This is a genomic window from Streptococcus sp. V728 (assembly GCF_052077995.1).
In the GTDB taxonomy this organism is placed as follows: domain Bacteria; phylum Bacillota; class Bacilli; order Lactobacillales; family Streptococcaceae; genus Streptococcus; species Streptococcus infantis_B.
Window position 1 is genome coordinate 113,132 of record NZ_JBQJJH010000001.1, and the last position, 25,949, is coordinate 139,080.

At 40.6% G+C, this 25,949-nt stretch carries 24 protein-coding genes and 1 pseudogene; 13 read left to right on the top strand and 12 right to left on the bottom strand.

Going from position 1 to position 25,949, the window contains the following annotated elements:
* The first annotated feature begins 97 nt into the window (after positions 1–97).
* From ACTO1Y_RS00615 to dtd, 3 genes are all read left to right on the top strand, one after another.
* The gene (locus tag ACTO1Y_RS00615; RefSeq protein WP_178894722.1) at positions 98–1,228 is read left to right on the top strand and encodes an ABC transporter ATP-binding protein; all 1,131 of its coding nucleotides are present in this window, start codon (positions 98–100) and stop codon (positions 1,226–1,228) included.
* A gap of 127 nt (positions 1,229–1,355) precedes the next feature.
* On the top strand, positions 1,356–3,572 hold the full coding sequence (locus ACTO1Y_RS00620) for a RelA/SpoT family protein (RefSeq protein ID WP_254726909.1): 2,217 nt from the start codon (positions 1,356–1,358) through the stop codon (positions 3,570–3,572).
* Between the two features lie 29 nt (positions 3,573–3,601).
* Positions 3,602–4,045 (top strand): D-aminoacyl-tRNA deacylase, encoded by a 444-nt coding sequence (dtd, locus tag ACTO1Y_RS00625; RefSeq protein WP_441347982.1) that lies wholly within the window; start codon positions 3,602–3,604, stop codon positions 4,043–4,045.
* A gap of 45 nt (positions 4,046–4,090) precedes the next feature.
* Here the strand turns inward: dtd and ACTO1Y_RS00630 are convergent, their stop codons facing one another.
* The 5 genes from ACTO1Y_RS00630 to ACTO1Y_RS00650 all read right to left on the bottom strand — a co-directional run bounded on the left by ACTO1Y_RS00630 (position 4,091) and on the right by ACTO1Y_RS00650 (position 7,957).
* Positions 4,091–4,741: a metal-dependent transcriptional regulator gene (locus ACTO1Y_RS00630; RefSeq protein ID WP_441347983.1), complete on the bottom strand. Its 651-nt coding sequence runs from the start codon at positions 4,739–4,741 to the stop codon at positions 4,091–4,093.
* Between the two features lie 76 nt (positions 4,742–4,817).
* Positions 4,818–5,312, bottom strand: coding sequence for a thiol peroxidase (tpx, locus tag ACTO1Y_RS00635; RefSeq protein ID WP_006149874.1), 495 nt, complete (start codon positions 5,310–5,312; stop codon positions 4,818–4,820).
* Between the two features lie 120 nt (positions 5,313–5,432).
* On the bottom strand, positions 5,433–6,362 hold the full coding sequence (locus ACTO1Y_RS00640) for a metal ABC transporter substrate-binding protein (protein WP_006149938.1): 930 nt from the start codon (positions 6,360–6,362) through the stop codon (positions 5,433–5,435).
* A 27-nt stretch (positions 6,363–6,389) separates the two neighbouring features.
* Entirely contained in the window at positions 6,390–7,238 is an 849-nt protein-coding gene (locus tag ACTO1Y_RS00645) for a metal ABC transporter permease (protein WP_006149796.1), read from the bottom strand.
* Positions 7,235–7,957 (bottom strand): metal ABC transporter ATP-binding protein, encoded by a 723-nt coding sequence (locus ACTO1Y_RS00650; protein WP_441347984.1) that lies wholly within the window; start codon positions 7,955–7,957, stop codon positions 7,235–7,237. Before ACTO1Y_RS00650 ends, ACTO1Y_RS00645 begins: the two co-directional genes overlap by 4 nt.
* 178 nt (positions 7,958–8,135) lie before the next feature.
* Between ACTO1Y_RS00650 and ACTO1Y_RS00655 the strand changes: the two genes are divergently transcribed.
* Positions 8,136–10,028, top strand: a complete 1,893-nt coding sequence (locus ACTO1Y_RS00655) for a M13 family metallopeptidase (RefSeq protein WP_441347985.1) — start codon at positions 8,136–8,138, stop codon at positions 10,026–10,028.
* Positions 10,029–10,065: 37 nt separating this feature from the next.
* Here ACTO1Y_RS00655 and ACTO1Y_RS00660 read toward each other — a convergent pair whose 3' ends face one another.
* Positions 10,066–10,695 (bottom strand): MBL fold metallo-hydrolase, encoded by a 630-nt coding sequence (locus ACTO1Y_RS00660; RefSeq protein WP_441347986.1) that lies wholly within the window; start codon positions 10,693–10,695, stop codon positions 10,066–10,068.
* Between the two features lie 110 nt (positions 10,696–10,805).
* Positions 10,806–11,882 (bottom strand): DUF2974 domain-containing protein, encoded by a 1,077-nt coding sequence (locus ACTO1Y_RS00665; RefSeq protein ID WP_441348055.1) that lies wholly within the window; start codon positions 11,880–11,882, stop codon positions 10,806–10,808.
* A gap of 95 nt (positions 11,883–11,977) precedes the next feature.
* On the opposite strand from ACTO1Y_RS00665, the gene ACTO1Y_RS00670 reads away from it, so the two are divergent.
* From ACTO1Y_RS00670 to ACTO1Y_RS00680, 3 genes are all read left to right on the top strand, one after another.
* A complete protein-coding gene (locus tag ACTO1Y_RS00670; protein ID WP_441347987.1) occupies positions 11,978–12,655 on the top strand; it encodes a response regulator transcription factor in 678 nt (225 codons plus the stop codon).
* Positions 12,648–13,622, top strand: a complete 975-nt coding sequence (locus tag ACTO1Y_RS00675; protein WP_441347988.1) for a sensor histidine kinase — start codon at positions 12,648–12,650, stop codon at positions 13,620–13,622. The genes ACTO1Y_RS00670 and ACTO1Y_RS00675 overlap by 8 nt, the downstream gene beginning before the upstream one ends.
* 310 nt (positions 13,623–13,932) lie before the next feature.
* The gene (locus tag ACTO1Y_RS00680; protein ID WP_441347989.1) at positions 13,933–14,982 is read left to right on the top strand and encodes a DUF389 domain-containing protein; all 1,050 of its coding nucleotides are present in this window, start codon (positions 13,933–13,935) and stop codon (positions 14,980–14,982) included.
* Positions 14,983–15,193: 211 nt separating this feature from the next.
* Here the strand turns inward: ACTO1Y_RS00680 and thrS are convergent, their stop codons facing one another.
* From thrS to ACTO1Y_RS00700, 4 genes and pseudogenes are all read right to left on the bottom strand, one after another.
* A complete protein-coding gene (thrS, locus tag ACTO1Y_RS00685; RefSeq protein WP_441347990.1) occupies positions 15,194–17,137 on the bottom strand; it encodes a threonine--tRNA ligase in 1,944 nt (647 codons plus the stop codon).
* 87 nt (positions 17,138–17,224) lie between these two features.
* Entirely contained in the window at positions 17,225–17,617 is a 393-nt protein-coding gene (locus ACTO1Y_RS00690) for a hypothetical protein (protein WP_441347991.1), read from the bottom strand.
* Between the two features lie 32 nt (positions 17,618–17,649).
* Positions 17,650–17,780: pseudogene (locus ACTO1Y_RS00695) on the bottom strand (AAA family ATPase); the annotation flags it as partial.
* Between the two features lie 121 nt (positions 17,781–17,901).
* Positions 17,902–18,273 carry a hypothetical protein gene (locus ACTO1Y_RS00700; protein WP_441347992.1) on the bottom strand — a complete coding sequence of 124 codons (372 nt, stop codon included), beginning with the start codon at positions 18,271–18,273 and terminating at the stop codon, positions 17,902–17,904.
* A gap of 205 nt (positions 18,274–18,478) precedes the next feature.
* Between ACTO1Y_RS00700 and rpsO the strand changes: the two genes are divergently transcribed.
* The 6 genes from rpsO to ACTO1Y_RS00730 all read left to right on the top strand — a co-directional run bounded on the left by rpsO (position 18,479) and on the right by ACTO1Y_RS00730 (position 24,180).
* Complete coding sequence (gene rpsO / locus ACTO1Y_RS00705; RefSeq protein ID WP_001018251.1) at positions 18,479–18,748, top strand: 30S ribosomal protein S15; 270 nt, start codon at positions 18,479–18,481, stop codon at positions 18,746–18,748.
* 429 nt (positions 18,749–19,177) lie between these two features.
* The gene (locus ACTO1Y_RS00710; RefSeq protein WP_441347993.1) at positions 19,178–20,224 is read left to right on the top strand and encodes a FecCD family ABC transporter permease; all 1,047 of its coding nucleotides are present in this window, start codon (positions 19,178–19,180) and stop codon (positions 20,222–20,224) included.
* Between the two features lies 1 nt (position 20,225).
* Positions 20,226–20,981 carry an ABC transporter ATP-binding protein gene (locus tag ACTO1Y_RS00715; protein ID WP_441347994.1) on the top strand — a complete coding sequence of 252 codons (756 nt, stop codon included), beginning with the start codon at positions 20,226–20,228 and terminating at the stop codon, positions 20,979–20,981.
* Positions 20,982–20,999: 18 nt separating this feature from the next.
* Complete coding sequence (locus ACTO1Y_RS00720; protein ID WP_441347995.1) at positions 21,000–22,010, top strand: ABC transporter substrate-binding protein; 1,011 nt, start codon at positions 21,000–21,002, stop codon at positions 22,008–22,010.
* Positions 21,991–22,686 carry an alpha/beta hydrolase-fold protein gene (locus ACTO1Y_RS00725; protein ID WP_441347996.1) on the top strand — a complete coding sequence of 232 codons (696 nt, stop codon included), beginning with the start codon at positions 21,991–21,993 and terminating at the stop codon, positions 22,684–22,686. Before ACTO1Y_RS00720 ends, ACTO1Y_RS00725 begins: the two co-directional genes overlap by 20 nt.
* A gap of 150 nt (positions 22,687–22,836) precedes the next feature.
* A complete protein-coding gene (locus ACTO1Y_RS00730; protein WP_441347997.1) occupies positions 22,837–24,180 on the top strand; it encodes a DEAD/DEAH box helicase in 1,344 nt (447 codons plus the stop codon).
* Positions 24,181–24,316: 136 nt separating this feature from the next.
* Here ACTO1Y_RS00730 and guaA read toward each other — a convergent pair whose 3' ends face one another.
* The gene (gene guaA / locus ACTO1Y_RS00735; RefSeq protein WP_254726948.1) at positions 24,317–25,879 is read right to left on the bottom strand and encodes a glutamine-hydrolyzing GMP synthase; all 1,563 of its coding nucleotides are present in this window, start codon (positions 25,877–25,879) and stop codon (positions 24,317–24,319) included.
* Positions 25,880–25,949 lie beyond the last annotated feature (70 nt).

Here is a 25,949-nt window from a genome sequence, read left to right on the forward strand (position 1 = left end):
GCACAGAACTTTTTTATTTTTTTGGTCACCTTGCCATAGAAATGTAAAGCGTTTTCATCTATAATAAAACTATCAAAAATAAAAGGAGTTCACCGAAATGGTAGAATTAAATCTTAAAAATATTTACAAAAAATATCCAAACAGCGAACACTACTCAGTTGAAGACTTCAACTTGGACATCAAAGACAAAGAATTTATCGTTTTCGTAGGACCTTCAGGATGTGGTAAATCAACTACACTCCGTATGATTGCAGGTCTTGAAGACATCACAGAAGGTACTGCATCTATCGATGGTGTGGTTGTCAACGACGTAGCTCCAAAAGACCGTGATATCGCCATGGTATTCCAAAACTACGCTCTTTACCCACACATGACTGTATACGATAACATGGCTTTCGGTTTGAAATTGCGTAAATACAGCAAAGAAGACATCGACAAACGTGTACAAGAAGCAGCTGAAATTCTTGGTTTGAAAGAATTCTTGGATCGTAAACCAGCTGACCTTTCAGGTGGTCAACGTCAACGTGTTGCCATGGGTCGTGCGATCGTCCGTGATGCTAAAGTATTCTTGATGGACGAACCTTTGTCAAACTTGGATGCAAAACTTCGTGTATCCATGCGTGCTGAAATCGCTAAAATCCACCGTCGTATTGGAGCTACAACTATCTACGTAACTCACGACCAAACAGAAGCGATGACACTTGCAGACCGTATCGTTATCATGTCAGCTACTAAAAACCCTGCTGGTACTGGTACTATCGGACGTGTTGAACAAATCGGTACTCCTCAAGAAGTTTACAAAAACCCAGTTAACAAATTTGTAGCAGGATTTATCGGAAGCCCAGCTATGAACTTCATCAACGTTAAATTGAACGGTGATCACATCGTTGGTGACGGCTTCAACTTGAAAGTTCCAGAAGGTGCTTTGAAAGTTCTTCGTGAAAAAGGTTACGAAGGTAAAGAATTGATCTTCGGTATCCGTCCAGAAGACGTGAACGCTGAGCCTGCTTTCCTTGAAACATTCCCAGAATCAGTTGTGAAAGCAACTATCTCTGTATCAGAGTTGCTTGGTTCTGAATCTCACCTATACTGCCAAGTTGGTAAAGATGAATTCGTTGCGAAGGTTGACGCACGTGACTACTTGCAAGCTGGTGCAACTGTGGAACTTGGATTTGACTTGAACAAAGCTCACTTCTTTGACGTAGAAACTGAAAAGACAGTTTACTAAGATATAAGAAATGATCAAACACTGCTAGAAATTTTCTAGCAGTGTTTTTCTTATAAAGCTCTAGATTCTTCTAGTTTTCATATTGACCAAAAAGTGTTAAAATGGTAGGAAGAACTGGAGAGTATGCATGCCAAAAGAAGTAATTTATTCAGGCGATGAAGTCGTCGCTTTAACGCAACAATATTTATCGAAAGAAGATGTGGCTTTTGTACACAAGGCCTTGGTTTACGCTGTAGAATGTCATAGTGGGCAGTATCGTAAATCGGGCGAGCCCTACATTATCCACCCTATTCAGGTAGCAGGTATTTTAGCCAAGCTCAAGCTGGACGCTGTCACTGTTGCCTGTGGTTTTTTGCATGACGTGGTAGAAGACACAGATGCTACTTTGGATGACTTAGAGCGTGAGTTTGGACATGATGTTCGAGTGATTGTAGACGGTGTTACCAAACTTGGTAAGGTCGAGTATAAATCTTTTGAGGAGCAATTGGCCGAGAATCACCGCAAGATGCTCATGGCCATGTCTGAGGATATCCGTGTTATCTTGGTAAAACTCTCTGACCGCCTGCACAATATGCGCACTCTCAAGCATCTTCGTAAGGACAAGCAAGAGCGTATTTCTAGAGAAACAATGGAAATCTATGCACCACTTGCTCATCGTTTGGGGATTTCAAGTGTGAAGTGGGAACTGGAAGATCTCTCTTTCCGCTATCTCAATCCAACTGAATTTTACAAGATTAGTCACATGATGAAGGAAAAACGTCAAGAACGTGAAGCCTTGGTCGATGAAGTTGTGACGAAGCTTGAGGAATATTCATCTGAGCGCCACCTTACAGGAAAAATCTATGGCCGTCCAAAGCATATCTACTCTATCTATCGCAAGATGCAGGACAAGAAAAAACGATTTGAGGAAATCTATGACCTGATTGCCATTCGTTGTATTTTAGATACTCAGAGTGATGTCTATGCTATGTTAGGATATGTCCATGAGCTTTGGAAACCAATGCCAGGCCGTTTCAAAGACTATATTGCCAATCGTAAGGCCAATGGTTACCAATCAATCCATACGACTGTTTATGGACCAAAAGGGCCGATTGAGTTCCAGATTCGTACTAAGGAGATGCACGAGGTTGCTGAGTACGGGGTTGCGGCTCACTGGGCATACAAAAAAGGAATCAAGGGTCAAGTTAATAGCAAGGAATCTGCTATCGGGATGAACTGGATCAAGGAGATGATGGAACTCCAAGACCAGGCGGATGATGCCAAGGAATTTGTAGATACTGTCAAAGAAAACTATCTGGCTGAGGAGATTTATGTCTTTACTCCAGATGGAGCGGTTCGTTCTCTTCCAAAGGATTCTGGCCCGATTGACTTTGCCTATGAGATTCATACCAAGATTGGGGAAAAAGCAACAGGTGCCAAGGTTAATGGCCGCATGGTTCCGTTGACGACCAAGTTAAAAACGGGTGACCAGGTTGAAATCATCACCAATCCAAATTCATTTGGACCAAGCCGTGACTGGCTCAACATGGTTAAAACCAGCAAGGCCCGTAATAAAATTCGTCAGTTCTTTAAAAACCAAGATAAAGAATTGTCTATCAATAAAGGTCGTGAACTGCTGATTAGTCAGCTACAAGAAAACGGCTATGTGGCCAATAAATTTATGGACAAGCGCCACATGGATGAAGTCCTTCAAAAAACCAGCTACAAGACTGAAGAAGCTCTCTTTGCTGCGATTGGTTTTGGAGAAATTGGTGCTATCACTGTCTTTAACCGTTTGACGGAGAAAGAACGTCGTGAAGAAGAACGTGCCAAAGCCAAGGCAGAAGCAGAAGAACTGGTCAAGGGTGGCGAAGTCAAGGTTGAAAACAAGGAAACTCTGAAGGTTAAGCATGAAGGTGGCGTTGTCATCGAGGGTGCCTCTGGTCTCTTGGTACGGATTGCCAAATGTTGTAATCCTGTTCCAGGTGATGATATCGTTGGTTATATTACCAAAGGTCGTGGTGTTGCCATCCATCGTGTGGACTGTATGAACCTTCGTTCACAGGAAAACTACGAGCAACGTCTTCTTGATGTTGAGTGGGAGGACCAATTCTCAAGCAAGGAATATATGGCTCATATCGACATCTATGGACTCAACCGTTCTGGTCTTTTGAATGATATCTTGCAAGTCCTATCCAATACAACTAAGAATATCTCAACGGTTAACGCCCAGCCAACCAAGGATATGAAATTTGCTAATATCCATGTATCCTTTGGAATTTCAAATCTTTCAACGTTAACTACTGTAGTTGATAAGATTAAGAGTGTACCAGAAGTCTATTCAGTTAAACGAACAAATGGCTAAATTGGTTGAGATAGTCAGAAAGGATTTCTATGAGAATTATCGTTCAGCGTGTCAAGGAAGCTCAGGTCTCAATTGAAGGGCAGGTTCATGGTCAAATCAAGCAGGGGCTCTTGCTCTTAGTGGGTGTTGGACCTGAGGATCAGCAAGAAGATTTGGATTATGCAGTGAGAAAACTTGTCAATATGCGAATCTTTTCAGATGCTGAAGGCAAGATGAACCTATCTGTCAAGGATATCCAAGGCGAAATCCTCTCCATCTCACAGTTTACTCTATTTGCAGATACCAAAAAAGGAAATCGTCCAGCCTTTACAGGTGCAGCCAAACCGGATATGGCTCAGGCTCTTTATCAAGAATTTAACCAAAAGCTAGCCAAGGAAGTTCCTGTTAAGACAGGAGTTTTTGGAGCTGATATGCAGGTGGGACTGGTCAATGATGGCCCAGTCACCATTATCCTTGATACAAAAAATAGATAAGAAAAACCAAGCTCGTGTGCTTGGTTTTTTTGCTGATAAAGGATTTTAGTTTAGTTTTTCAACATAGAGTTGTTTGGCGATTTCTACACTGACTTGGAGTTCTTCATTTTTATGAATCAAAGTAAAGGTGTTAGAGAAGTCATCAAACTGTTGAACTTGAAGCTTGTCTCCGATATTGATGTCATGTTTTTCCAGATATTTGAGGAGGTCAAAGCTATCATGAACCCGAGTCAGAAGATAAGTTCCAGCTTCTTTAGTTTCCGCCAGAGGAAGGTTATTGATTTCCACTAAAAGCTCTCCCTTAGCTGGTATGGTTCCACCATGTGGACAGGTTTTTGGAAATCCTAGCATACTTTCTAATCTTTCCACAAAAAAGTCTGAAACGGTATGTTCTAATACTTCAGCTTCCTCATGAATCTGATCACTGGTATAGTCTAAATGATGTACCAGGAAAACCTCAATCAAGCGATGTTTACGATACAGCTCAGAGACCAGTTTTAAACCAATATCAGTGACTAAATAGCCTTTTTTCTTGTCTTTAAGAATGAGATTTTCAGCTTGCATGCGCTTGATCATCTCGGTTACAGCTGGAGGAGATACCTGCATTCGAGCAGCAATTTCCTTATTGGTAACCTTCGGAAATTCCATGCCAATCTCATAAATACATTTCAAATAGTCTTCTTTATTTGGTGTCATTCGCATTTCCTTGTCTATTATCTGTATCTAGTATACCAAAAAAAGCTAGATTTCTCTAGCTTATTGCCTTGTTACTTTAGTTAAGAGACTTAGCTGCTTCGATGGCTGCTTCAAAGTTTGGTTCGCTGTTGATATTATCCACGTACTCTACATAGCGTATGATATTGTCAGTATCGAGAACAAAAACCGCGCGTGCGAGCAGATGCCATTCATTGATTAAGAGGGCGTAATCTCGTCCAAAGGAGTGGTCGAAGTAGTCTGAAAGCATGATGGCATTCTCAATTCCCTCTGCCCCACACCAACGTTTTTGAGCGAATGGAAGATCCATAGAAACAGTGAGGACAACAGTGTTTTCTAAGCTGGCCAATTCTTGGTTAAATCGACGAGTCTGAAGTGAGCAGATGCCGGTGTCAATAGAAGGAATGACACTCAAAATCTTTTTCTTACCATCAAAGTCAGCCAGTGATTTTTTAGAAAGGTCAGTTGTTGTTAGAGAGAAGTCAAGAGCCTTGTCTCCTACTTGTAGTTGTTTTCCTGTAAAAGTTACAGGATTTCCAAGGAATGTAGTCATAAGCTACTCCAATCTTTTTTCTTTCATTTTACATTAAATGTTCAGACTCTTCCAATAATTTGACCGAAATTTAAATAGATAAAAAACGCCAATTCATGGTGACTGACGTTTTTAAAATAATTATTTAGACAAACCTTCAGCAATCTTGTCAAGGTTATATTTCATCATGTTGTAGTAGCTATCGCCTTCTTTACCTTCTTCAGCGATTGAGTCCGTAAAGATTTGAGCATAGATTGGGATGTTTGTGTCTTTAGAAACAGTCTTCATTGGACGATCATCGACACTGGATTCAACAAATAGTGATGGAACCTTCATTTGGCGAAGTTTTTCAACCAAGGTCTTGATTTGGTCAGGTGTTCCTTCTTCTTCAGTATTGATTTCCCAGATGTAAGCACTTGGGACACCGTAAGCTTTAGAGAAGTATTTGAAGCATCCTTCGCTGGTTACGATGAGTTTCTTGTCAGCATCAATAGCGTTAAATTTTTCTTTGGCTTCCTTGTCAAGCTTGTCTAGTTTTTCAGTGTATTCTTTAAGATTCTTTTCGTAGAATTCCTTGTTGTTAGGGTCTTTAGCGATGAGTTGCTTAGCAATATTTTGCGCATAGATGATCCCATTTTCAAGGTTGAGCCAAGCATGTGGGTCTTCTTTCCCTTTTTCATTTTGGCCTTCTAGGTAGATGACATCAACGCCTTCACTGACAGCAAAGTAGTCCTTGTTTTCAGTCTTCTTAGCATTCTCAACTAATTTTGTAAACCAGGCATTCCCACCTGTTTCAAGGTTGATGCCGTTGTAGAATATTAAGTCGGCTTGAGACGTTTTCTTGACGTCTTCAGGAAGAGGTTCGTACTCGTGTGGATCTTGTCCAACAGGCACGATACTATGAAGATCAATCTTATCTCCAGCGATATTTTTAGTGATATCAGCGATAATTGAGTTTGTAGCAACGACTTTTAATTTTTGTCCAGAAGCTGCATCTTTCTTTCCAGTAGAACATGCTACAAGAGCAATGACAGAAAGGCAAAGAACCAGCAATGCACCTAATTTTTTCATTAGATTCCTCCAGAGGGGATTCCCTCGTTATTGTTTGATTTTTTTATTTTTCAGCTTCAGATAGCGTTGTTTTGGTGCGATAAAGAAACTGATAAGAAAGAAACTGGCAGATGTCAGCACGATACTTGAACCTGCAGCCAAGTTAAAGCTATAACCGATAAAAAGTCCCAAGACAGAAGCTAGAGCTCCCAAGCCTGATGAAAGAAAAATCATGCTCTTAAGACTATTAGCGTAAAGATAAGCTGTCGAAGCTGGGGTAATCAGCATGGCTACGATAAGGATGGTTCCGACACTTTGCATAGCAGTCACTGACACCAGAGTCAAGAGTACCATGAGTAGATAGTGGTAGAAATTAACTGGCATGCCCATAGCCTTGGCTAGGAGTTCATCAAAGGATGTAATCAAGAGTTGTTTGAAGAAAATTCCGATAATCAATAGAATGAGAGCTCCCACACCGATGGTAATATACATGTCTAAGTCTTGCACAGCTAAGATATTCCCAAAGAGGATATGGAAGAGGTCAGTCGAGCTTTTAGCCACACTAATCAGGATGATACCCAGAGCCAAGAAGGAAGAAAATGTAATCCCTATGGCAGTGTCGCTCTTGATGATAGAATTCCCCTTGATGTAGGTGATGATGACAGAAGCAAGTAGTCCAAAGATAATAGCCCCGATAAAGAAGTCAATTCCTAAAATAAAAGAAAGAGCTACACCAGGTAAAACAGCGTGCGAGATGGCATCGCCCATGAGAGACATCCCACGTAGAATGATAAAGCAGCCAACAGCTCCGGCTACAACACCGATGACAACTGCTGTAATCAAGGCATTTTGTAGAAAGTGGAAATTCTGCAATCCATCTATAAATTCTCCAATCATAGGTCACCTCCATTGAAAAAGAGTCGGTCACCATAAGCTTGTTTGAGATTGGCTTTGGTAAATGTTTCCTTGGTAGGACCTAGGGCTATTAGCTCCTTGTTGAGAAGGAGTACCTGGTCAAAATAATGGGGAACCTTACCGAGATCGTGGTGGACGATAAGAACCGTCTTACCAGCCTTTTTAAGATCTCTCAGCGTGTTCATGATAATTTCTTCACTGACTGAGTCAATCCCAACAAAGGGCTCGTCTAAGAGAATATAGTCAGCCTCTTGAACTAGACAGCGGGCAATTAAAACACGCTGGAATTGTCCTCCAGATAGTTGACTAATCTGACGATCTGCATAGTCAGAAAGACCTACGATTTCGAGTGCTTCAGCTACCTTTTTCCAGTGGTTTGCTTTTAAAGTGTGAAAGAGTGGGATGGATGGGTAGAGTCCCAGAGAGACACATTCTTTTACCTTGATAGGAAAGTTGTAGTCGATATGAATTTTTTGCTCGACATAGGCAACTTTCTTAAGAGATTTGTTCATTTCTTTATCGTCGATAAAAGCATGTCCTTCATGTGGGATAATGCCCAGCATACTTTTTAATAAGGTTGATTTTCCAGCGCCGTTTGGACCAATAATCCCGGTAATCGTTGGTCCTTGGAGCACTAGTGAAATATCCTTTAGTGCCAAAGTTTCTTTGTAGGAGACACTGAGGTTTTCGATACGTATCATACAGTTGTATTCCTCCTTATTTTAATATACCTTAATTTTATTTTTAAGTCAAGTTAATTTTGGTAAAAATTAAAATATTAATAATGAAATCAAATAGGAGGAGAAGGCATTTTTAATTGCATTCCCCAGGGAATTTTGCTAAGCTAGGAATAAGTGAAATTAGGAAAGTGAGAACAAAATGACACGTTATCAAGATGATTTTTATGATGCTATAAATGGTGAATGGGAAAAGACTGCAGTCATTCCAGCTGACAAATCACGAACAGGTGGTTTTATCGACCTTGACGAAGAAATCGAAGACCTCATGCTAACGACAACTGACAAATGGTTGGTTGGAGAAGATGTTCCAGAAGATACCATCTTAGCAAACTTTGTCAAATACCATCGTATGGTCAGAGATTTCGATAAGCGAGAAGCTGATGGCATCAAGCCAGTCCTTCCTATGCTTAAGGAATACCAAGATTTGGAGAGCTTCGCAGACTTTACAAGCAAGCTAGCAGAGTTTGAGCTAGCAGGGAAACCAAACTTCCTTCCATTTGGAGTATCACCAGACTTTATGGATGCTAGAACCAATGTTCTCTGGGCTAGTGCTCCAGGAACAATCTTGCCTGACACAACCTACTATGCGGAAGACCATCCACAGCGCGAGGAATTATTGAACCTTTGGAAAGAAAGTACTGCGAATCTCCTCAAAGCCTATGACTTCTCAGATGAAGAAATCGAAGATCTTTTAGAGAAACGATTGGAGTTGGATCGCCGTATCGCAGCAGTCGTACTTTCAAACGAAGAGAGTTCAGAATATGCCAAACTCTACCATCCATACTCTTATGAAGATTTCAAGAAGTTTGCACCTGCTCTACCTCTCGATGACTTCTTCCAAACTGTGATTGGTCAAACTCCAGATAAGGTTATCGTAGATGAGGAACGTTTCTGGCAAGCAGCAGAGCAATTCTATAGTGAAGAAGCTTGGCCTTTGCTCAAGGCAAGCTTGATCTTGAGTGTGGTCAATCTTTCAACTAGCTATCTGACAGATGAGATTCGCATTTTGTCAGGTGCCTATGGCCGTGCTCTTTCAGGTGTTCCAGAAGCCCAAGATAAGCGCAAGGCTGCTTACCACTTGGCCCAAGGACCATTCAAACAAGCGCTCGGTCTTTGGTATGCACATGAAAAATTCTCTCCGGAAGCTAAGGCAGACGTTGAGAAAAAAGTGGCAACTATGATTGATGTTTATAAGGAACGCTTGGCTAAGAATGACTGGTTAACTCCTGAAACGCGAGAAAAAGCTATCGTCAAACTCAATGTTATCAAGCCTTATATTGGTTACCCAGAAGAGCTGCCAGCTCGCTACAAGGACAAGGTAGTGGATGAATCTGCTAGTCTCTTTGAGAATGCTCTTGCCTTTGCGCGTGTAGAAATCAAGCACAGCTGGAGCAAATGGAACCAGCCAGTTGACTACAAGGAGTGGGGAATGCCTGCTCATATGGTTAATGCCTACTACAATCCACAAAAGAATTTGATTGTCTTCCCGGCTGCTATCTTACAGGCACCTTTCTATGACTTGCATCAGTCATCTTCTGCCAACTATGGTGGTATCGGTGCGGTTATTGCCCATGAAATTTCTCACGCCTTTGATACTAATGGTGCTTCCTTTGATGAAAATGGTAGCCTCAAGGACTGGTGGACAGAAAGCGACTATGCAGCCTTTAAAGAAAAAACACAGAAGGTTATCGACCAGTTTGATGGTCAAGAATCTTACGGTGCAAAAATCAATGGGAAATTAACCGTGTCAGAAAACGTTGCCGACCTTGGAGGAATCGCTGCAGCGCTAGAAGCTGCTAAGAGAGAACCGGACTTTTCAGCGGAAGAATTCTTCAACAACTTTGCTCGTATCTGGCGTATGAAAGGTCGTCCAGAGTTGATGAAACTCATGGCTAGTGTTGATGTGCACGCGCCAGCTAAACTCCGTGTCAATGTCCAAGTGCCAAACTTTGATGACTTCTTTACAACCTATGATGTCAAAGAAGGCGACGGTATGTGGCGCTCACCAGAAGACCGCGTGATTATTTGGTAATCAAAAAACCAAGGATGGAGTCCTTGGTTTTTATGTTTTAGAAAAATGGGTTAAAGGTTTTTTCGTGCGCGATAGTCGTAGCCGGACCATGTCCTGGATAGACATCGTAGTTTGGAAGGGTGAAGAGCTGGGTTTGGATACTATGAAGGAGTTGTTCCATACTACCAGTTGGCAAGTCTGTTCGTCCAATAGTTTCACGGAAAAGAGCATCACCCGTTAAGACCAAGTGTCCATCTGGGAAAACCAATGAAACTCCACCGATAGAGTGACCTGGAGTTGGTAAGACTGTGAAGCGGAATTCTTCAATCTGGTATTCTTCATGAAAGACAAAGGTATGTTCAGCTGGTCTACATACGACATCTGCCATATCGTCATGACGAGGAAGGCCTGAGAGGTTGTCGACAGGTGTATAGAGCCAAGAAGCTTCACTCTCTGCCACATAGACTGGAGGATTTCCAAAAGTATCTCTGACCAAGTCCAGACTCATAATATGGTCGTAGTGGGTGTGGGTTAGAAGAATGGCACAGACTGGTTTGTTGATGGTCTCGATAGTCTTGCGAATAGCATCCCAGTTGCTACCAGGATCAACCACGATTAGGTGATTGTCTCCTTCGAGATAATAAGTGTTTTCATAGGCAACAGGGTTCACGGTTTTATGGATTTTCATAGGATTTCCTCTTTCAAAGAATTTACAATTTCTAGTATAACACAGAAGGACAAAATAAGGAATCGATCAACAAGAAAGTCCCTTCATAAAAGAAGGGACTTTTTAGTACATTAAAAATGATTTTTCCAGGCTTGGAAGCGGGCATCCAGTAGGAGTTGTGTCAGATTTTTTAAGATTTCAACTTGCTCAGGTTCTAGAGTTTGTGCCTGGGAAACTAGTTGTCGAACATGTTCGATCGCGTTTTTTGAAGATAGTTCATTAATGGAGCTAATTCCAGACTCTAGGATAGTTCCAAAGAAGAGATCAAAATAAAGTTCTAATTCCTCATCGGGAACACTATCCACCCATTCTTTAAGAGTGTCTTTGATTTGTAGACTTTCGCTATTGATTGCCTCTAGTTGGACAAAGTGGTGTCCTTCAGTTAACCAGCTAAAGGTACTGTGTTGAGCGATGCCACCGAGAGCCGTAGATTTAACAACTGTAGGAGTATCAGGAACTTCCAGCATCATGCCAATGACAGAACCTTGTGGGACGAAACGATGAATTTTTGGAATCACTTCCTGATAGCCTGTGGTTTCAGTCAGTTCAGCTTGGAGGCCAGGGGCATCATAGGTATAAACTGCGGATATTTTTTTTTGCAATTCAGGTTGGATTTGACTAGCAGCGTAGACGGCTAGATTCCCGCCTTTAGAATGTCCAGCAACCATCACTTTCTGTTTTGGATGTTGGGTAAAGAAATCTTCCAAATACTCAAGAGCATGCTTTTGGGCAGGGATTTCCTTCATGTAGGTCATGTGGAAATCTTCCTTCCAACCAATAATACTATCATCCGTTCCTCGAAAGACAATCAGATAAGTATCTAAGTTAAGACGATAGGTCATAGCAGCAAACTGTTTCTGTTGCTCGGTATCAATCTCGTTGACAAAGTTTGATAGCTTGCAATTTCTAAAACGTTTGTGTTGGGCAAGTTGGTCTAAAAGTTGCAGACGTTCTTTATTGGTCAGCATGGTACTTTCTCGCGGGACACGTGTTGCGACATCGCTTAAACGATTGACAGGTTGGTCCAAAAGGTTATCAAAAGGAAGATAAGTCAGCTCTGTTAAAGCTAATACATCTAGTTCATTTAAGGGGAGATCATAAAAAGAATCGTATTGAACATCAGTTAGGTAGTCAAAAATATTGGCCATGGGAATTCCTTTCTTAACTTTTATCATATCAGATTTGCATCAATTTCGCTAGTAGTCAGGAGAATTTTGCTATAATATAGAAAAAGGAGGAGCAGATGCATAAGATTTTACTAGTAGAAGATGATCCAGTAATCCGTCAACAAGTTGGGAAAATGCTCTCCGAATGGGGTTTTGAAGTAGTCATGGTAGAAGACTTTATGGAAGTTCTAACGCTATTTGTTCAATCTCAACCTCATCTGGTTCTTATGGATATTGGTCTTCCCTTGTTTAATGGCTATCATTGGTGCCAGGAAATCCGCAAGATTTCCAAAGCTCCTATTATGTTTCTGTCCTCCAGAGACCAGGCTATGGACATTGTGATGGCTATTAATATGGGAGCAGATGATTTTGTGACCAAGCCATTTGATCAGCAGGTCCTCTTAGCCAAGGTACAGGGATTATTGCGACGCTCTTATGAGTTTGGGCGGGATGAGAGTCTATTAGAATATGCAGGAGTAATCCTCAATACCAAGTCTATGGATTTGCATGTTGAGGGGCAGGCAATCACGCTGACAAAGAATGAATTTCAAATCCTGCGTGTCTTATTTGAACATGCAGGTAATATCGTGGCGCGTGATGACCTGATGCGAGAACTCTGGAATAGTGACTTTTTCATCGATGATAACACTCTTTCTGTTAATGTTGCGCGTTTGCGTAAGAAACTGGAAGAGCAAGGTTTGGTAGGATTTATTGAAACTAAGAAAGGAATAGGATACGGGTTAAAACATGCTTAATTGGAGACAATTTTTTCTAGCCTATCTTCGCTCACGGATTCGCCTTCTAGTCTTCATTTTTTTGATTAGCTGCCTTGCCCTCGCCTTTCACATTTTATTTACAAATCTAGGTTCTTACTTTCTTTACTTCTTTCTGCTTTGTAGTTTTCTAACCCTTTTATTTTTCATCTGGGATATCCTAGTAGAAGCAGAAGTTTATCGTAAGGAATTGCTTTATTCTGAAAGAGAACCAAAATCTCCTTTGGAATGTGCTCTAGCAGAAAAATTGGACGAACGCGAAGCTGAGCTTTATCAAAAGAAATCAGATGCGGAAAATCGCTATAATGATTTGGTGGACTACTATACTCTCTGGGTTCATCAGATAAAAACCCCAATTGCAGCTAGTAAACTTCTCGTGAGTGAGGTGACGGATCGCCAACTGAAACAACAGCTAGAACAGGAAATTTTTAAGATTGATTCCTATACCAATCTCGTGCTCCAATATCTACGCTTAGAAAGTTTCCATGATGATTTGGTTTTGAAAAAAGAAAATATAGAAAATCTGGTCAAGGAAGTCATTCGCAAATATGCTATTTTCTTTATCCAGAAAAGCCTGAGTATTAATATGCATGACTTGGATAGAAGCATTGTGACGGATAAAAAATGGTTGTTTGTGGTCATTGAACAAATTCTCTCAAATAGCCTCAAGTATACGAATGAAGGTGGAATTGAAATCTATATGGACGGTCAGGACCTTTGTATCAAGGATACAGGAATCGGCATTAAAAATAGTGATGTTCTTCGAGTCTTTGAACGCGGATTTTCAGGTTACAATGGTCGTATGACCCAGCAGTCATCTGGACTTGGTCTCTATTTAACCCAGAAAATTAGCCAAGAATTAGGTCATCAAATCCGTATCGAATCTGAACTTGGTCGAGGAACAACCGTGCGAATTAAGTTTGCGGAAGTGAACCTACTTATTGAGTAAAAAGAAATGCTAAGAGCTTGGAAGAAATCTTTCAAGCTCTTCTTTAGATTTCTATGTAGTGAGAAAATAGGATAGAACAAAGAAAAAGGTAACTGGAATTTTTTCCGTTCACTATCTTTTAAATTAATTGATTTCTTCAGAGAAAGACCGTAAAATTTTTGGTATAATGTCAAGGATGGACTGATGGATATTTAAAGGATTATTTTCAAAAGAATGACAGGTGAGAATAAAAAATATGTAAGATTGGACAGAGGTCTCTCTACCATCGTCTATGCAGAAACAAGATTATATGAAATAAAAGGAGTAACCAATGACCGGAAACTATTCAACACGTGAATACCGTGAAAAATTATATGATGATCTTCATGTTCGATTAAGAGATACTGCAATTTTAATGTGTGCGATTTTTATTGCCTCTATAGGTCTAAATATGAATTCAACAGCTGTCATTATTGGAGCCATGCTGATTTCCCCTCTTATGACACCGATTGTTGGACTGGGATTTGGTTTAGCTATTTTTGATACGCGTTTAATCAAGCAATCTCTAGAGGTTTTATTTACTCAAGTATTGGTCAGTTTGCTTATCTCAACTCTGTATTTCTGGATTTCTCCCTTATCTTATGCAAGTAGCGAGTTGATTGCACGAACATCTCCAACCATTTGGGATGTTCTCATTGCTATTGCGGGTGGGATAGCAGGTGTAATTGGTTCAAGGAAAAAAGAAGCAAACAATATCGTGCCAGGAGTAGCCATTGCAACAGCTTTGATGCCACCTATCTGTACTGCAGGCTATGGTTTAGCTAATGGAAATGTGCGATTTTTATTCGGGGCTCTCTATCTTTTCTTGATTAACTGTGTCTTTATCATGCTAACCAATATTGTTGGAACAAGAATTTTAATGAGAAAATCTCCTTTAAGTTCATTTAAAGAGCTAAACATTAAAATGAGAATTGGGCTGATATCCTTGATTGTATTATTGGTTCTTCCAGCCAGCTATTCAGCAGTCACTCTGACGATGGATCAAGCACGAAAAGAAGGGATTAAACAGTTTGTAGGCAAAGAGTTCTCTAATCATACGATCATTAATCAAGTCTACAAGTCAAGTAGCAATGAATTGGTCTTGACAGTTGTTGGAGATCCGATTTCAGAAGAAGAATTAGAAACAATTCGCCAAAAACAAGCCTCTTACGGTATTCAATCTGTTCAATTGAAAGTCAATCAAGTCCATAATTCTACAAAATTAGATAGTGAGATGACCAAGGAATTTTATGAAACCATTAACAAGTATATCGATCAAAAACTCTCTGAAAAAGATTCACAAAAAGATTTCGTAAAAGAAAATGAAGCAGACAAGGATTGAGGATATTGATCTTATCTAACTCGAGGAAGTAAATCTTGGGAGGATATCCTATATCCAAAAGTTAGTGGATAGAAAGGATCGTTGACGAGGCTGCCATTTGTGGTGGTTTGACCAATCACTACTAGCTCAGCTTAATCAAAATATAAAAAAGCAACAACTGAAATAGTTGTTGCTTTTTTAGTAGCTGAGATTTTGTTCCCGGTTAAATGGTTTATTTCTCAACACGAGACTTGTTAGCAATATCTGCGAGAATCAATTCTACAAATGCGTCTACCGGTATAGTTTCAGTTTCTTTTTGACCATAACGGCGAACGTTTACGGCTTGCTCTTCCATTTCCTTGTCACCAACGATTAATTGGTAAGGAATTTTTTGAGTTTGTGAAGCACGGATCTTGAACTGCATTTTTTCATTGCGCTCATCCACATCAGCACGGACGCCACGGTCACGGAGTTTCTTAGCTACTTCCCAAGCGTAGTCCACATGTTTCTCGTTCGAAACTGGGATAAGAGTCACTTGGTGAGGTGCAAGCCATGTTGGGAAGGCACCCTTGTAGTTTTCAATCAAGATAGCTGTGAAGCGTTCCATAGTTGAGATAACACCACGGTGAATCATAACTGGGCGATGTTCTTCACCATCAGCTCCGATGTATTTAAGGTCGAAGCGTTCTGGAAGCAAGAAGTCAAGCTGGATAGTAGAAAGTGTTTCTTCTTTTCCAAGAGCTGTCTTGACCTGGATGTCCAATTTTGGTCCGTAGAAGGCTGCTTCACCTTCAGCTTCAAAGTAGTCAAGTCCCATGTCATCCATAGCTGATTTCAACATACGTTGAGCATTTTCCCACATTTCATCATTGTCAAAATATTTGTGAGTATCTTGAGGATCACGATATGATAAACGGAAACGATAATCAGTCAAGTTGAAATCTTCGTAAACGTCGATAATCAATTGAAGCGTACGTTGGAACTCATCTTTGATTTGTTCAGGTGTTACGAAAGTGTGACCGTCATTAAGGGACATTTCACGTACACGTTGAAGCCCTGTGAGAGCACCAGATTTTTCATAACGGTGCATCATACCGATTTCAGCAATACGGATTGGCAATTCACGGTAAGAGTGCACGTGGTGTTTAAAGACTTCGATATGGTGAGGACAGTTCATTGGACGAAGAACGAATTCTTCACCATCACCCATATCCATAGTTGGGAACATATCTTCACGGTAGTGATCCCAGTGACCAGAAGTCTTGTAAAGTTCAACTGAGGCAATTGGTGGAGTGTAGACGTGTTGGTAGCCAGCAGCGATTTCCTTGTCGACGATGTAGCGTTCCAATTCACGACGGATAGTCGCTCCATTCGGCAACCAGAATGGAAGACCTTGACCAACCTCTTGAGAAATCATGAAGAGGTCAAGCTCTTTCCCAAGTTTACGGTGGTCACGTTCTTTGGCTTCTTCACGCATTTGAAGGTAGTTCTTCAAATCTTTCTTGTCAAACCAAGCAGTACCGTAGATACGTTGCATCATAGCATTATCGCTATTTCCACGCCAGTAAGCACCTGCTACATTGAGAAGGTGGAAGATTTGGATGCGACCAGTTGATGGGACGTGTGGGCCACGGCAAAGGTCTACGTACTCACCTTGACGGTAGATAGTTAAACCACCTTCGTCTTCTGAGTGTTCTTCAATCAATTCCAATTTGTATGGATCGTTTTTGAAGATTTCACGCGCTTCATCTTTGGTCACTTCTTCACGAATAGATGGGAAGTTTTCCTTAACGATTTTCTTCATTTCTTCTTCGATACGAGGAAGGTCTTCGTTAGAGATTTGACCAGCTTGGTTATCTGTATCGTAGTAGAAACCATCTTCGATAGCTGGGCCGACACCCAAATGAATGTCTGGGAATAGGCGACGAGCTGCTTGAGCAAACAAGTGAGCTGCTGAGTGACGCAAGATTGGAAGAGCATCTTCGTGATCAGGTGTCACGATTTCGATGCTTCCGTCTTCAGTAATAGCACGAGTAGTGTCGATCAATTTGCCGTTGAATTTACCAGCAAGAGCCTTTTTAGCTAGGGAATTGCTGATAGATTGGGCAATTTCAAAAGTAGTAACGCCAGATTCGAATTCACGAACAGCGCCATCAGGGAAAGTAATCTTAATCATGGTTTTCTCCTTAAAAATTTATCGTATTTTAAAATTGAGGCTTGAAGAAATAGCAAAGGGTTAGTTATAAAGAACAATAATATTTGCTTATCTAACTGAATGATGTTCTAACATTTTCATTCTATAAACAAAACAAACTGTAGAAATAAGTAAATAACTTACCAAGGAAAGGATTAAAGACATATATTGTTCATCAGTCATTTGACCACTCATGTTTATCCTGAGCGGATAGTTTCTTATAGCATTAACCAAATAAAAACTAGCAGTAAGACTAAAAAGATATCCTGCTATCACGAGTTCCTTTTTCTTAAAAAACATTAAGATACCGAGAAAAGGAGCAAGAAATGGTATAAGAGGGATAAATGCAAGAAATGCAAAGAAAACAATGGACGCTGAACCCCATAGACTAAGAGTTTTCATTAGCCATACATAGACGATAAGGTAGATACAGGCAATCACCCAGAACAATGTTTTCTTCATATCAATCTCCATCTTCACTTTTTTGCGATTAACTATTCTCCAAACAAAAAAGCGACCTCCTCGAAAGGACGTCGCAACGTGGTTCCACCTTCATTTATGTTCCTCAAAAAAGAGGGACACCTCTGATTGGCTCTAACGTGGCCACCGTTTTATGTTTGCATAAAAGTTAGTAGAGTAGTATCAGTTTAGACTTCCTATGCGTTCTCAGCAACCACGCACTCTCTAGAAGAAAGATTCTAAGTGACTTGTCTCTATGCATTATTATAGCATGATTGCGAGATTTTTCAAGGATTTTGTGAAAGTTTTTTGTTTTTCAGTTTTTGCACTAAATACTTGATAATGATACCGATAACCATACCTAGCAAAATAAGAATTTCATAGGCTAGGAAATAAACAATGATAAATTCTCTGAAAGGAATGATAGTAAATCCATAGAGTAAGCAACTACCTAAAAGCCAATGCAGTGAAAAACCAAATCGGTAGCTATAAAGAAGAGAGACTATAAAAACTACGATGGGCGTAAGGATAAATATATTTAAAAGATAGAGCTCCGTTAGTTTTGGATTCTGTAATAGTAGAATAAAAAATCCATAAAGTGGACAATAAAAGAAAAATACAACCAGATAGTAGGGGAGATATTTGAAGAATTTACGCATGGTAATCACCTCACTTTTCAAGCTATCACCTTAGATATCCTTCCTATAACTATTATAGCACTTTTGAGATAAGGATAGTAAATCTGTTGACAAAGAGGGTAGTTCTTGGTAGAATAAGAACTGTCGTAAAGACAAATAACTTCTTCTTGGTTACAGGCATGCCAACCTGTCACTCGGATGAAGCCAAATAAAAAGGAGAAATATCATGGCAATCTCAAAAGAGAAAAAAAATGAAATCATCGCACAATATGCCCGTCACGAAGGTGATACAGGTTCAGTAGAGGTTCAAGTTGCTGTCCTTACTTGGGAAATCAACCACCTTAACGAACACATCAAACAACACAAAAAAGACCACGCTACTTACCGTGGATTGATGAAGAAAATCGGTCGCCGTCGTAACTTGCTTGCATACTTGCGTAAAAACGACGTTAACCGTTACCGTGAGTTGATCAACTCTCTTGGACTTCGTCGCTAATCTGCTTTATTTTCCACTTACATTGCGTTGTCACCTTACCTCGATATACTCAAGTATTATCTTCGGTTACGGTTCCTAGCACTGTAAGGTAAAATAAACCAGATCATCTCCCTTTGGGGAGATTTTTTGTTTCACTAAAATTCTTGTTCGATCTTCGGCTTGCCGCCTAGTCTATAAACGTTTTATCCAGCAAGAATCATGATGCTAAGGGCGCCAAAAATCCGTATGAAAATAGGGAAACGACACAGTGTTCGATGAACACAAGGAGTTTCATCTTTTTCACTAGGATTTTAGCCCGAGCTCAAATCAGCTCTCTGACTTCAGAGGGCTTTTTTCTATATTTTTCTAGTCTTGTCCCTGCTTTAGAAATGTGGTATACTAATTATGAAAATTGTCTAAATTTTTAATCTTTGATAAAGGGAGGGTTTCATGCTTTCCAAATTTTCTGGAAGCCATCAAAACCTGCGATATTTTTTTCTGCTAGCTTTTTTGCTTGTAGCATTGGGAGTCTCTCTATTTCTAGCTGTTTCGATGGGGTCTGTTCAAATTAGTTTGAGCGATACCTATCGGATTATATTAAGTAAGATGGGAGCTCCGTTTGATATAGGAGACCTTTCGAAGTCGACACTTGCGATTGTCTGGAATATGAGATTGCCACGGGTCTTTCTAGGTTTGATAGTTGGCGCGGGTCTTTCTATGTGTGGAAGCGTGATGCAGTCAACAGTCAATAACCCCATTGCTGAACCTTATGTGTTAGGAATTTCTGCCGGAGCAACTTTTGGCGCGACTTTGAGTATCATTCTTGGTTTTAAAGTCATGATTGGTCTTGGTTCATTCCTTGGAGCACTTTTGGCAACAGTTGCAGTCCTTCTGATTGCTTCCATGCAAGGCAGGATGACAACTTCAAGCCTGATCTTATCAGGGACGGTGGTCAATGCACTCTTTTTGGCTTTTTCAAACTTTATTATCTCAATCGGTGCCAATGCTGATAGTGTCATGACTATCAAGTTCTGGACCATGGGTTCTCTAGCAGGAAGCTCCTGGGCTCACTTAACCCTGCCAACAGTAGTTGTGGGAGTAGCCTTTTTGTTTTTCTCGACCCAATATCGTGTTTTTAATGCCATGATGATGGGTGATGAGGCAGCCTTGACCTTGGGAATTCCCCTACGTTTTTACTGGTATCTCTATGTGGCTATTGTAGCTGTGATGACGGCAGTATTAGTATCGACCTGTGGGATTATTGGTTTTGTCGGCCTGATTACACCTCATTTGGCAAGAAGCTTGGTTGGTACAAACTACAGAAGACTTTTTCCGATTGCTACTTTGCTTGGTGCTCTCTTTGTTGTCTGGGCAGATGTTCTTGCCCGTGTTTTAATCCAAAATGCTGAGCTGCCGATTGGAATCTTCACAGCCTTAGTAGGTGCACCTTTCTTTATTTATATGGTTGGAAGTAGACGAAGGGAGGTGAAGGTCTGATATGGATTTAATGTGCCAAGATATCTACTTTGGAATCGGAGAAAAAAAGATTCTCAAAGGAGTGTCGCTCAAACTGGAGGGCAACCAATTTCATACGATTTTGGGACCCAATGGAAGTGGGAAGACTAGTTTGTTGAAACTCCTCTATCGACAGGAAAAGCCTGATCAGGGCCTGATTTCCCTTGATGGGAAACCCTTGGAACAAATGAGCGTTAAGGAAACGGCAAAACAGATGGCAGTCATCACCCAGTTCAATCAACTCCAATTTGATTGTACGGTTGAAGAAATCGTTATGCTGGGCAGAACACCCCATCTCTCTTTCTTACAAAAGGAAAAAGAAAAAGACTTTGCCTTGGTTGAGGATGCTCTAGCCAAGGTAGATATGTTCGAAAAGAGAAATCGCCTTTACTCTTCTCTATCAGGAGGAGAGAGACAGCGAGTTTTGTTAGCACGCGCCTTAGCTCAAGAACCTTCACTCTTGCTCTTAGACGAACCAACCAATCATCTAGATATCAAATACCAGCTGGACTTGTTGACCATTGTCAAAAATCTCCAGATCAATGTGTTAGCCGTCTTGCATGATATTCAGCTGGCTTGTCGCTATTCAGACTATCTCTATCTGATGAAAGAGGGAGAGATAGTTTACCAAGGTACTCCAAAAGAGACCATCACTCCTGAGTCTTTGCAGTTTGTCTATGGTGTCCAAAGTAAGGTTACTTGGACGGAAGACCAGCAAGCCATGATTCACTATTTATAAGATTTAAAGGAAATTGACATGAAAAAATCACTCAGTATTTTGCTCGTAACAGTAGCTACCTTATCTTTGGCGGCTTGTAGCAACACATCTAAAGAAACAGCAACTGCACCAGCTACAACAGAAGCTAGTCAAAAATCTGCTACAGAAACAAGCTATCCTGTAACTATAAAAACATACGATGCCAAAGGAAACGAAGTCGAGCAAGTCTTTGAAAAGGCCCCTGAGAAGGTCATCACCAACAACCTTTCAACAACTGAAATTCTACTTGAACTTGGTTTGAAAGATAAAATTGCCGGCATGCTCAATCCTGATAATGCTGTAACTGGTAAATACAAGGATGCCATTGAAGCCATCCCTCATATTGGGGATAAGAAATCAGTCTCACAAGAAACGGTTCTTTCTTATGAACCTGATGCCTTGATGGGGCGCAACATGATGTTCTCTGAAAAGTCAATGGGAACGATTAGTGCTTGGAATGGAAATAAAATCCCTGTTTATACGCAAAAAGCTTCACTTTCAAATGTTCAACAGGATTTGGGAAATATCGTAGAAGACGTGAAAAATCTTGGTACTATTTTCAATGTTCAAGACAAGGTCAACCAATACGCAGAGCAATTGCAAGCTAAAATCGATGCGGTTAAAAAAGTCAACCCAGAAACACAGGGTGAAAAGAAAAAAGCTTTAATTATGGTTGCCTACAATGACGAAACCTTTGGTGCCTACAAGTCAGCCCTTCAAGAAAGCTTGCTTAACCAACTTGGTTATACCAATGTTGCAACAGGAACATCTGGTTTGACCTTGGAAAATCTAGTATCAATGGATCCAGAGTTGATTATCTATGTAACTAGCGATCGTAATCAAAAGTTGGATGAAAAAGCAGTGGATTTGATGAAGGCAAACACTGTTTTGGAAAATGTCCCAGCAATCAAGAATCAAAAAATCATGACCATCTCTTACGATGAATTGATGGACTACGGTCCTGCAGTGATTGATTCACTTGAAAAAATCAATGACTTTATCAAGAAATAAGGAGTTTAACTGGGAAGGAATTCAGGTTAGGGTCAGCCTTCCTTCAAACTATGACTCTAAACAAGCCTACCCAATTGTACTTCTAAACGATGGGGAACTGGACTATTTGTCAGACCTGTCCCAATCTGTGATTTTGGCGGGTTTGATTCCTGAAAGCCGTCTGAATGACTTTACACCTTGGAAAGCTAGTGCTTTAAAAGAAGGGGCTCCGGATTTTGGTGGGAAGGTAGAAGCCTATCATGAGAAGCTCTTTCAAGGAATTCTAACAACTCTAAAAAAAGACTACTTGATAGATGAAAGTCGAATTGCTTATGGTGGCTATTCACTGGGTGGTCTTGCTGCTGTTTATGGACTCTATAGTAGCCATCTTCCTGCGACCTGTATCTTTTCTGTCTGTGGTTCTTTCTGGTATCCAGACTTTACAGAATTTTGTCGGGAACATGACCTGATACAGAGTCAAAGTCTTATTTATCTGCAAAATGGTCAGATAGAAGGTGCCAATCATTCCAATCGCCTGTCTAAGGCTCCGATGTTTGCAAGGGAACTACATAACCTGATTTCAGAAGCAGTTCCCTCAACATATTCTACATTTGATGCTTATGGGCATCATGAAGCTCTTAACGAACGCTATCATCAGTTTTGTGATTGGCTAAGAGAGCAGTGGGAACTCAAGTAATCTAATAACACTCCTTGTTCATCGCAACTAGGAGTGTTTCTCTTGTATGCTTGTCCTTGGAATTTTCAAGCGATTACCCTTGACGGAAATCCCTCCCTGTAATAAACTAAATTATGGTATAATGAGAAGATAGATAGAATCGAGGAAATTATGTCATTTACACAATTTAAATTTAAGAAATATATAGAAAAAGCTTTGGAAGAGTTGAAGTTTACGGCGCCTACCGAAGTGCAAGAAAAGTTGATTCCTATTGTCTTGGCAGGTCGTGACTTGGTCGGTGAATCAAAAACAGGTTCAGGAAAGACCCATACCTTCTTGTTGCCGATTTTCCAACAGCTAGATGAAGAAAGTGATAGTGTACAAGCCGTTATCACAGCTCCTAGTCGTGAGTTGGCGACTCAGATTTACCAGGCAGCTCGCCAGATTGCGGAACATTCTGAAGTAGAAATTCGTGTTGCCAACTATGTTGGTGGAACAGACAAGACCCGTCAGATTGAAAAACTTGCCAGCAATCAGCCCCATATCGTTATCGGAACTCCAGGTCGTATCTATGACTTGGTAAAATCAGGTGATTTGGCTATCCACAAGGCTAAGATTTTTGTTGTCGATGAAGCAGATATGACCTTGGATATGGGATTTTTGGAGACAGTTGATAAGATTGCAGGAAGTCTTCCTAAGGACTTGCAGTTTATGGTCTTTTCAGCGACTATCCCACAAAAACTGCAACCATTCTTGAAGAAATATTTGTCAAATCCTGTCATGGAGAAAATCAAGACCAAAACCGTTATCTCTGATACCATTGATAACTGGTTGATTTCGACCAAGGGGCGTGACAAGAATGCTCAGATTTATGAATTGACTCAATTGATGCAACCTTATCTTGCTATGATTTTTGTCAATACAAAAACACGTGCAGATGAATTATATTCTTACTTAACTGCGCAAGGTCTAAAGGTAGCGAAGATTCATGGAGATATTGCGCCTCGTGAACGTAAACGGATCATGAATCAGGTAAAGAACCTTGATTTTGAGTACATCGTTGCGACTGACCTGGCTGCGCGTGGGATTGACATCGAAGGTGTCAGCCATGTTATCAATGATGCTATCCCACAGGACTTGTCTTTCTTTGTCCACCGTGTTGGACGAACTGGACGTAATGGTTTGCCAGGTACAGCCATTACCCTCTACCAGCCTAGTGATGACTCAGATATTCGCGAATTGGAGAAATTGGGGATCAAGTTTACTCCGAAAGTCGTCAAAGATGGAGAATTCCAAGATACCTATGATCGAGATCGCCGTGCTAATCGTGAGAAGAAACAGGAAAAACTGGACATCGAAATGATTGGCTTGGTTAAAAAGAAAAAGAAAAAAGTTAAACCAGGCTATAAGAAAAAAATTAAATGGGCAGTAGATGAAAAACGTCGCAAAGCTAAGCGAGCAGAAAGTCGTGCTCGCGGGCGTGCAGAACGTAAGGCCAAGCGTCAAACCTTTTAAAATTAGAACAGTAGAACCAGTTGGTTTTACTGTTTTTTTGATAAAGTATTTAAGACTTTTGTAGTTAAATTGTTGTCTAAATAAAATAAAAAGTCCTAGAAATCAATATTTCTAGGCTTTTTTAAGTTCATTAATTCTATTCCCACTCTACAGTTGCAGGTGGTTTACTTGTGATATCATAGACGATGCGGTTGACGTGATCAACTTCATTTACGATACGAACTGAGATTTTTTGGAGTACTTCCCATGGAATCTTCGCAAAGTCAGCTGTCATTCCATCGATAGAAGTGATAGCGCGGATAGCGATAGTGTAGTCATAAGTACGACCATCTCCCATAACACCTACTGAACGAACGCCAGTGTTAACAGTGAAGTATTGCCAGATGTCGCGGTCAAGACCTGCTTTAGCGATTTCTTCACGAAGGATAGCATCTGATTCACGAACTGTTTCAAGTTTTTCTTCAGTGATTTCACCCATGACACGGATGGCAAGACCTGGACCTGGGAATGGTTGGCGCCATACGATATTATCTGGCATACCAAGCTCAGTACCGAGGGCACGAACTTCATCTTTGTAAAGAGTGTTAAGTGGCTCGATGAGTTCAAACTGCATGTCTTCTGGAAGTCCACCAACGTTGTGGTGAGACTTGATGGTTTGAGCAGTATCAGTACCTGACTCGATAACGTCTGTATAAAGAGTTCCTTGGGCAAGGAATTTCACATCTTTCAGTTTGCTTGCTTCATCATCAAAGACATAGACAAACTCGTTACCGATAATCTTACGTTTTTGTTCAGGATCAGAAACACCTGCCAATTTATCCAAGAAACGTTTGGCAGCGTCTGCTTTGACAATGTTCAAACCAAACTTACCACCAAGCATATCCATAACTTGGTCAGCTTCCCCTTTACGGAGAAGACCGTGGTCTACAAAGATACAGATCAATTGATCGCCGATGGCTTTTTGGAGAAGAACCCCAACAACAGAAGAGTCAACACCACCTGAAAGACCAAGGAGAACACGTTTGTCTCCAACCTTTTCACGGATTTGTTTGATTTGCATCTCGATAAAGTTATCCATAGTCCAGTCACCTTTGGCACCACAGATATTTAAGGCAAAGTTACGAAGGATATCATAGCCGTGAACTGAATGACGAACCTCTGGATGGAATTGGATACCATAGATTTTCTTGTCTGGATTTTCGATTGATGCATAAGGACAGTCAGCTGATGTACCAGTACGAATGAAATCAGCAGGAATTTCTGTAACAGCATCTCCGTGGCTCATCAAGACAAGTTGTTCTTCTGGAGTTCCAGCAAAAAGAGCAGATTCTGTGTGAGTCAATGTTGATTGACCGTATTCACGGTTACCAGCATCGCCTGCAGGAACAACCTTACCACCAAGCTTGTGAGTCAAAAGCTGCATACCATAGCAGATTCCTAAAATTGGAATTCCCAGTTCGAAAATTTCTGGATCAATATCAAACGATCCTTCTTCGTAAACAGAGTTTGGACCACCTGAAAGTACAATCCCGATAGGATTGATAGCACGGACTTCGTCAGCCGAAATCTTGTGACTTTTTAGTTCTGAAAAGACACCAATCTCGCGAATTCGACGGGAGATAAGTTGGTTATACTGGCTTCCGTAGTCCAGTACGATGATCTTTTCGACATCTTGCAAATCAGTTGAAATGTTGGTCATCTTTTCCCTTTCTTAAAAGAAATATCTTCTTGAATATTCTATCATAAATGAATCGTAATTACCAACTAAA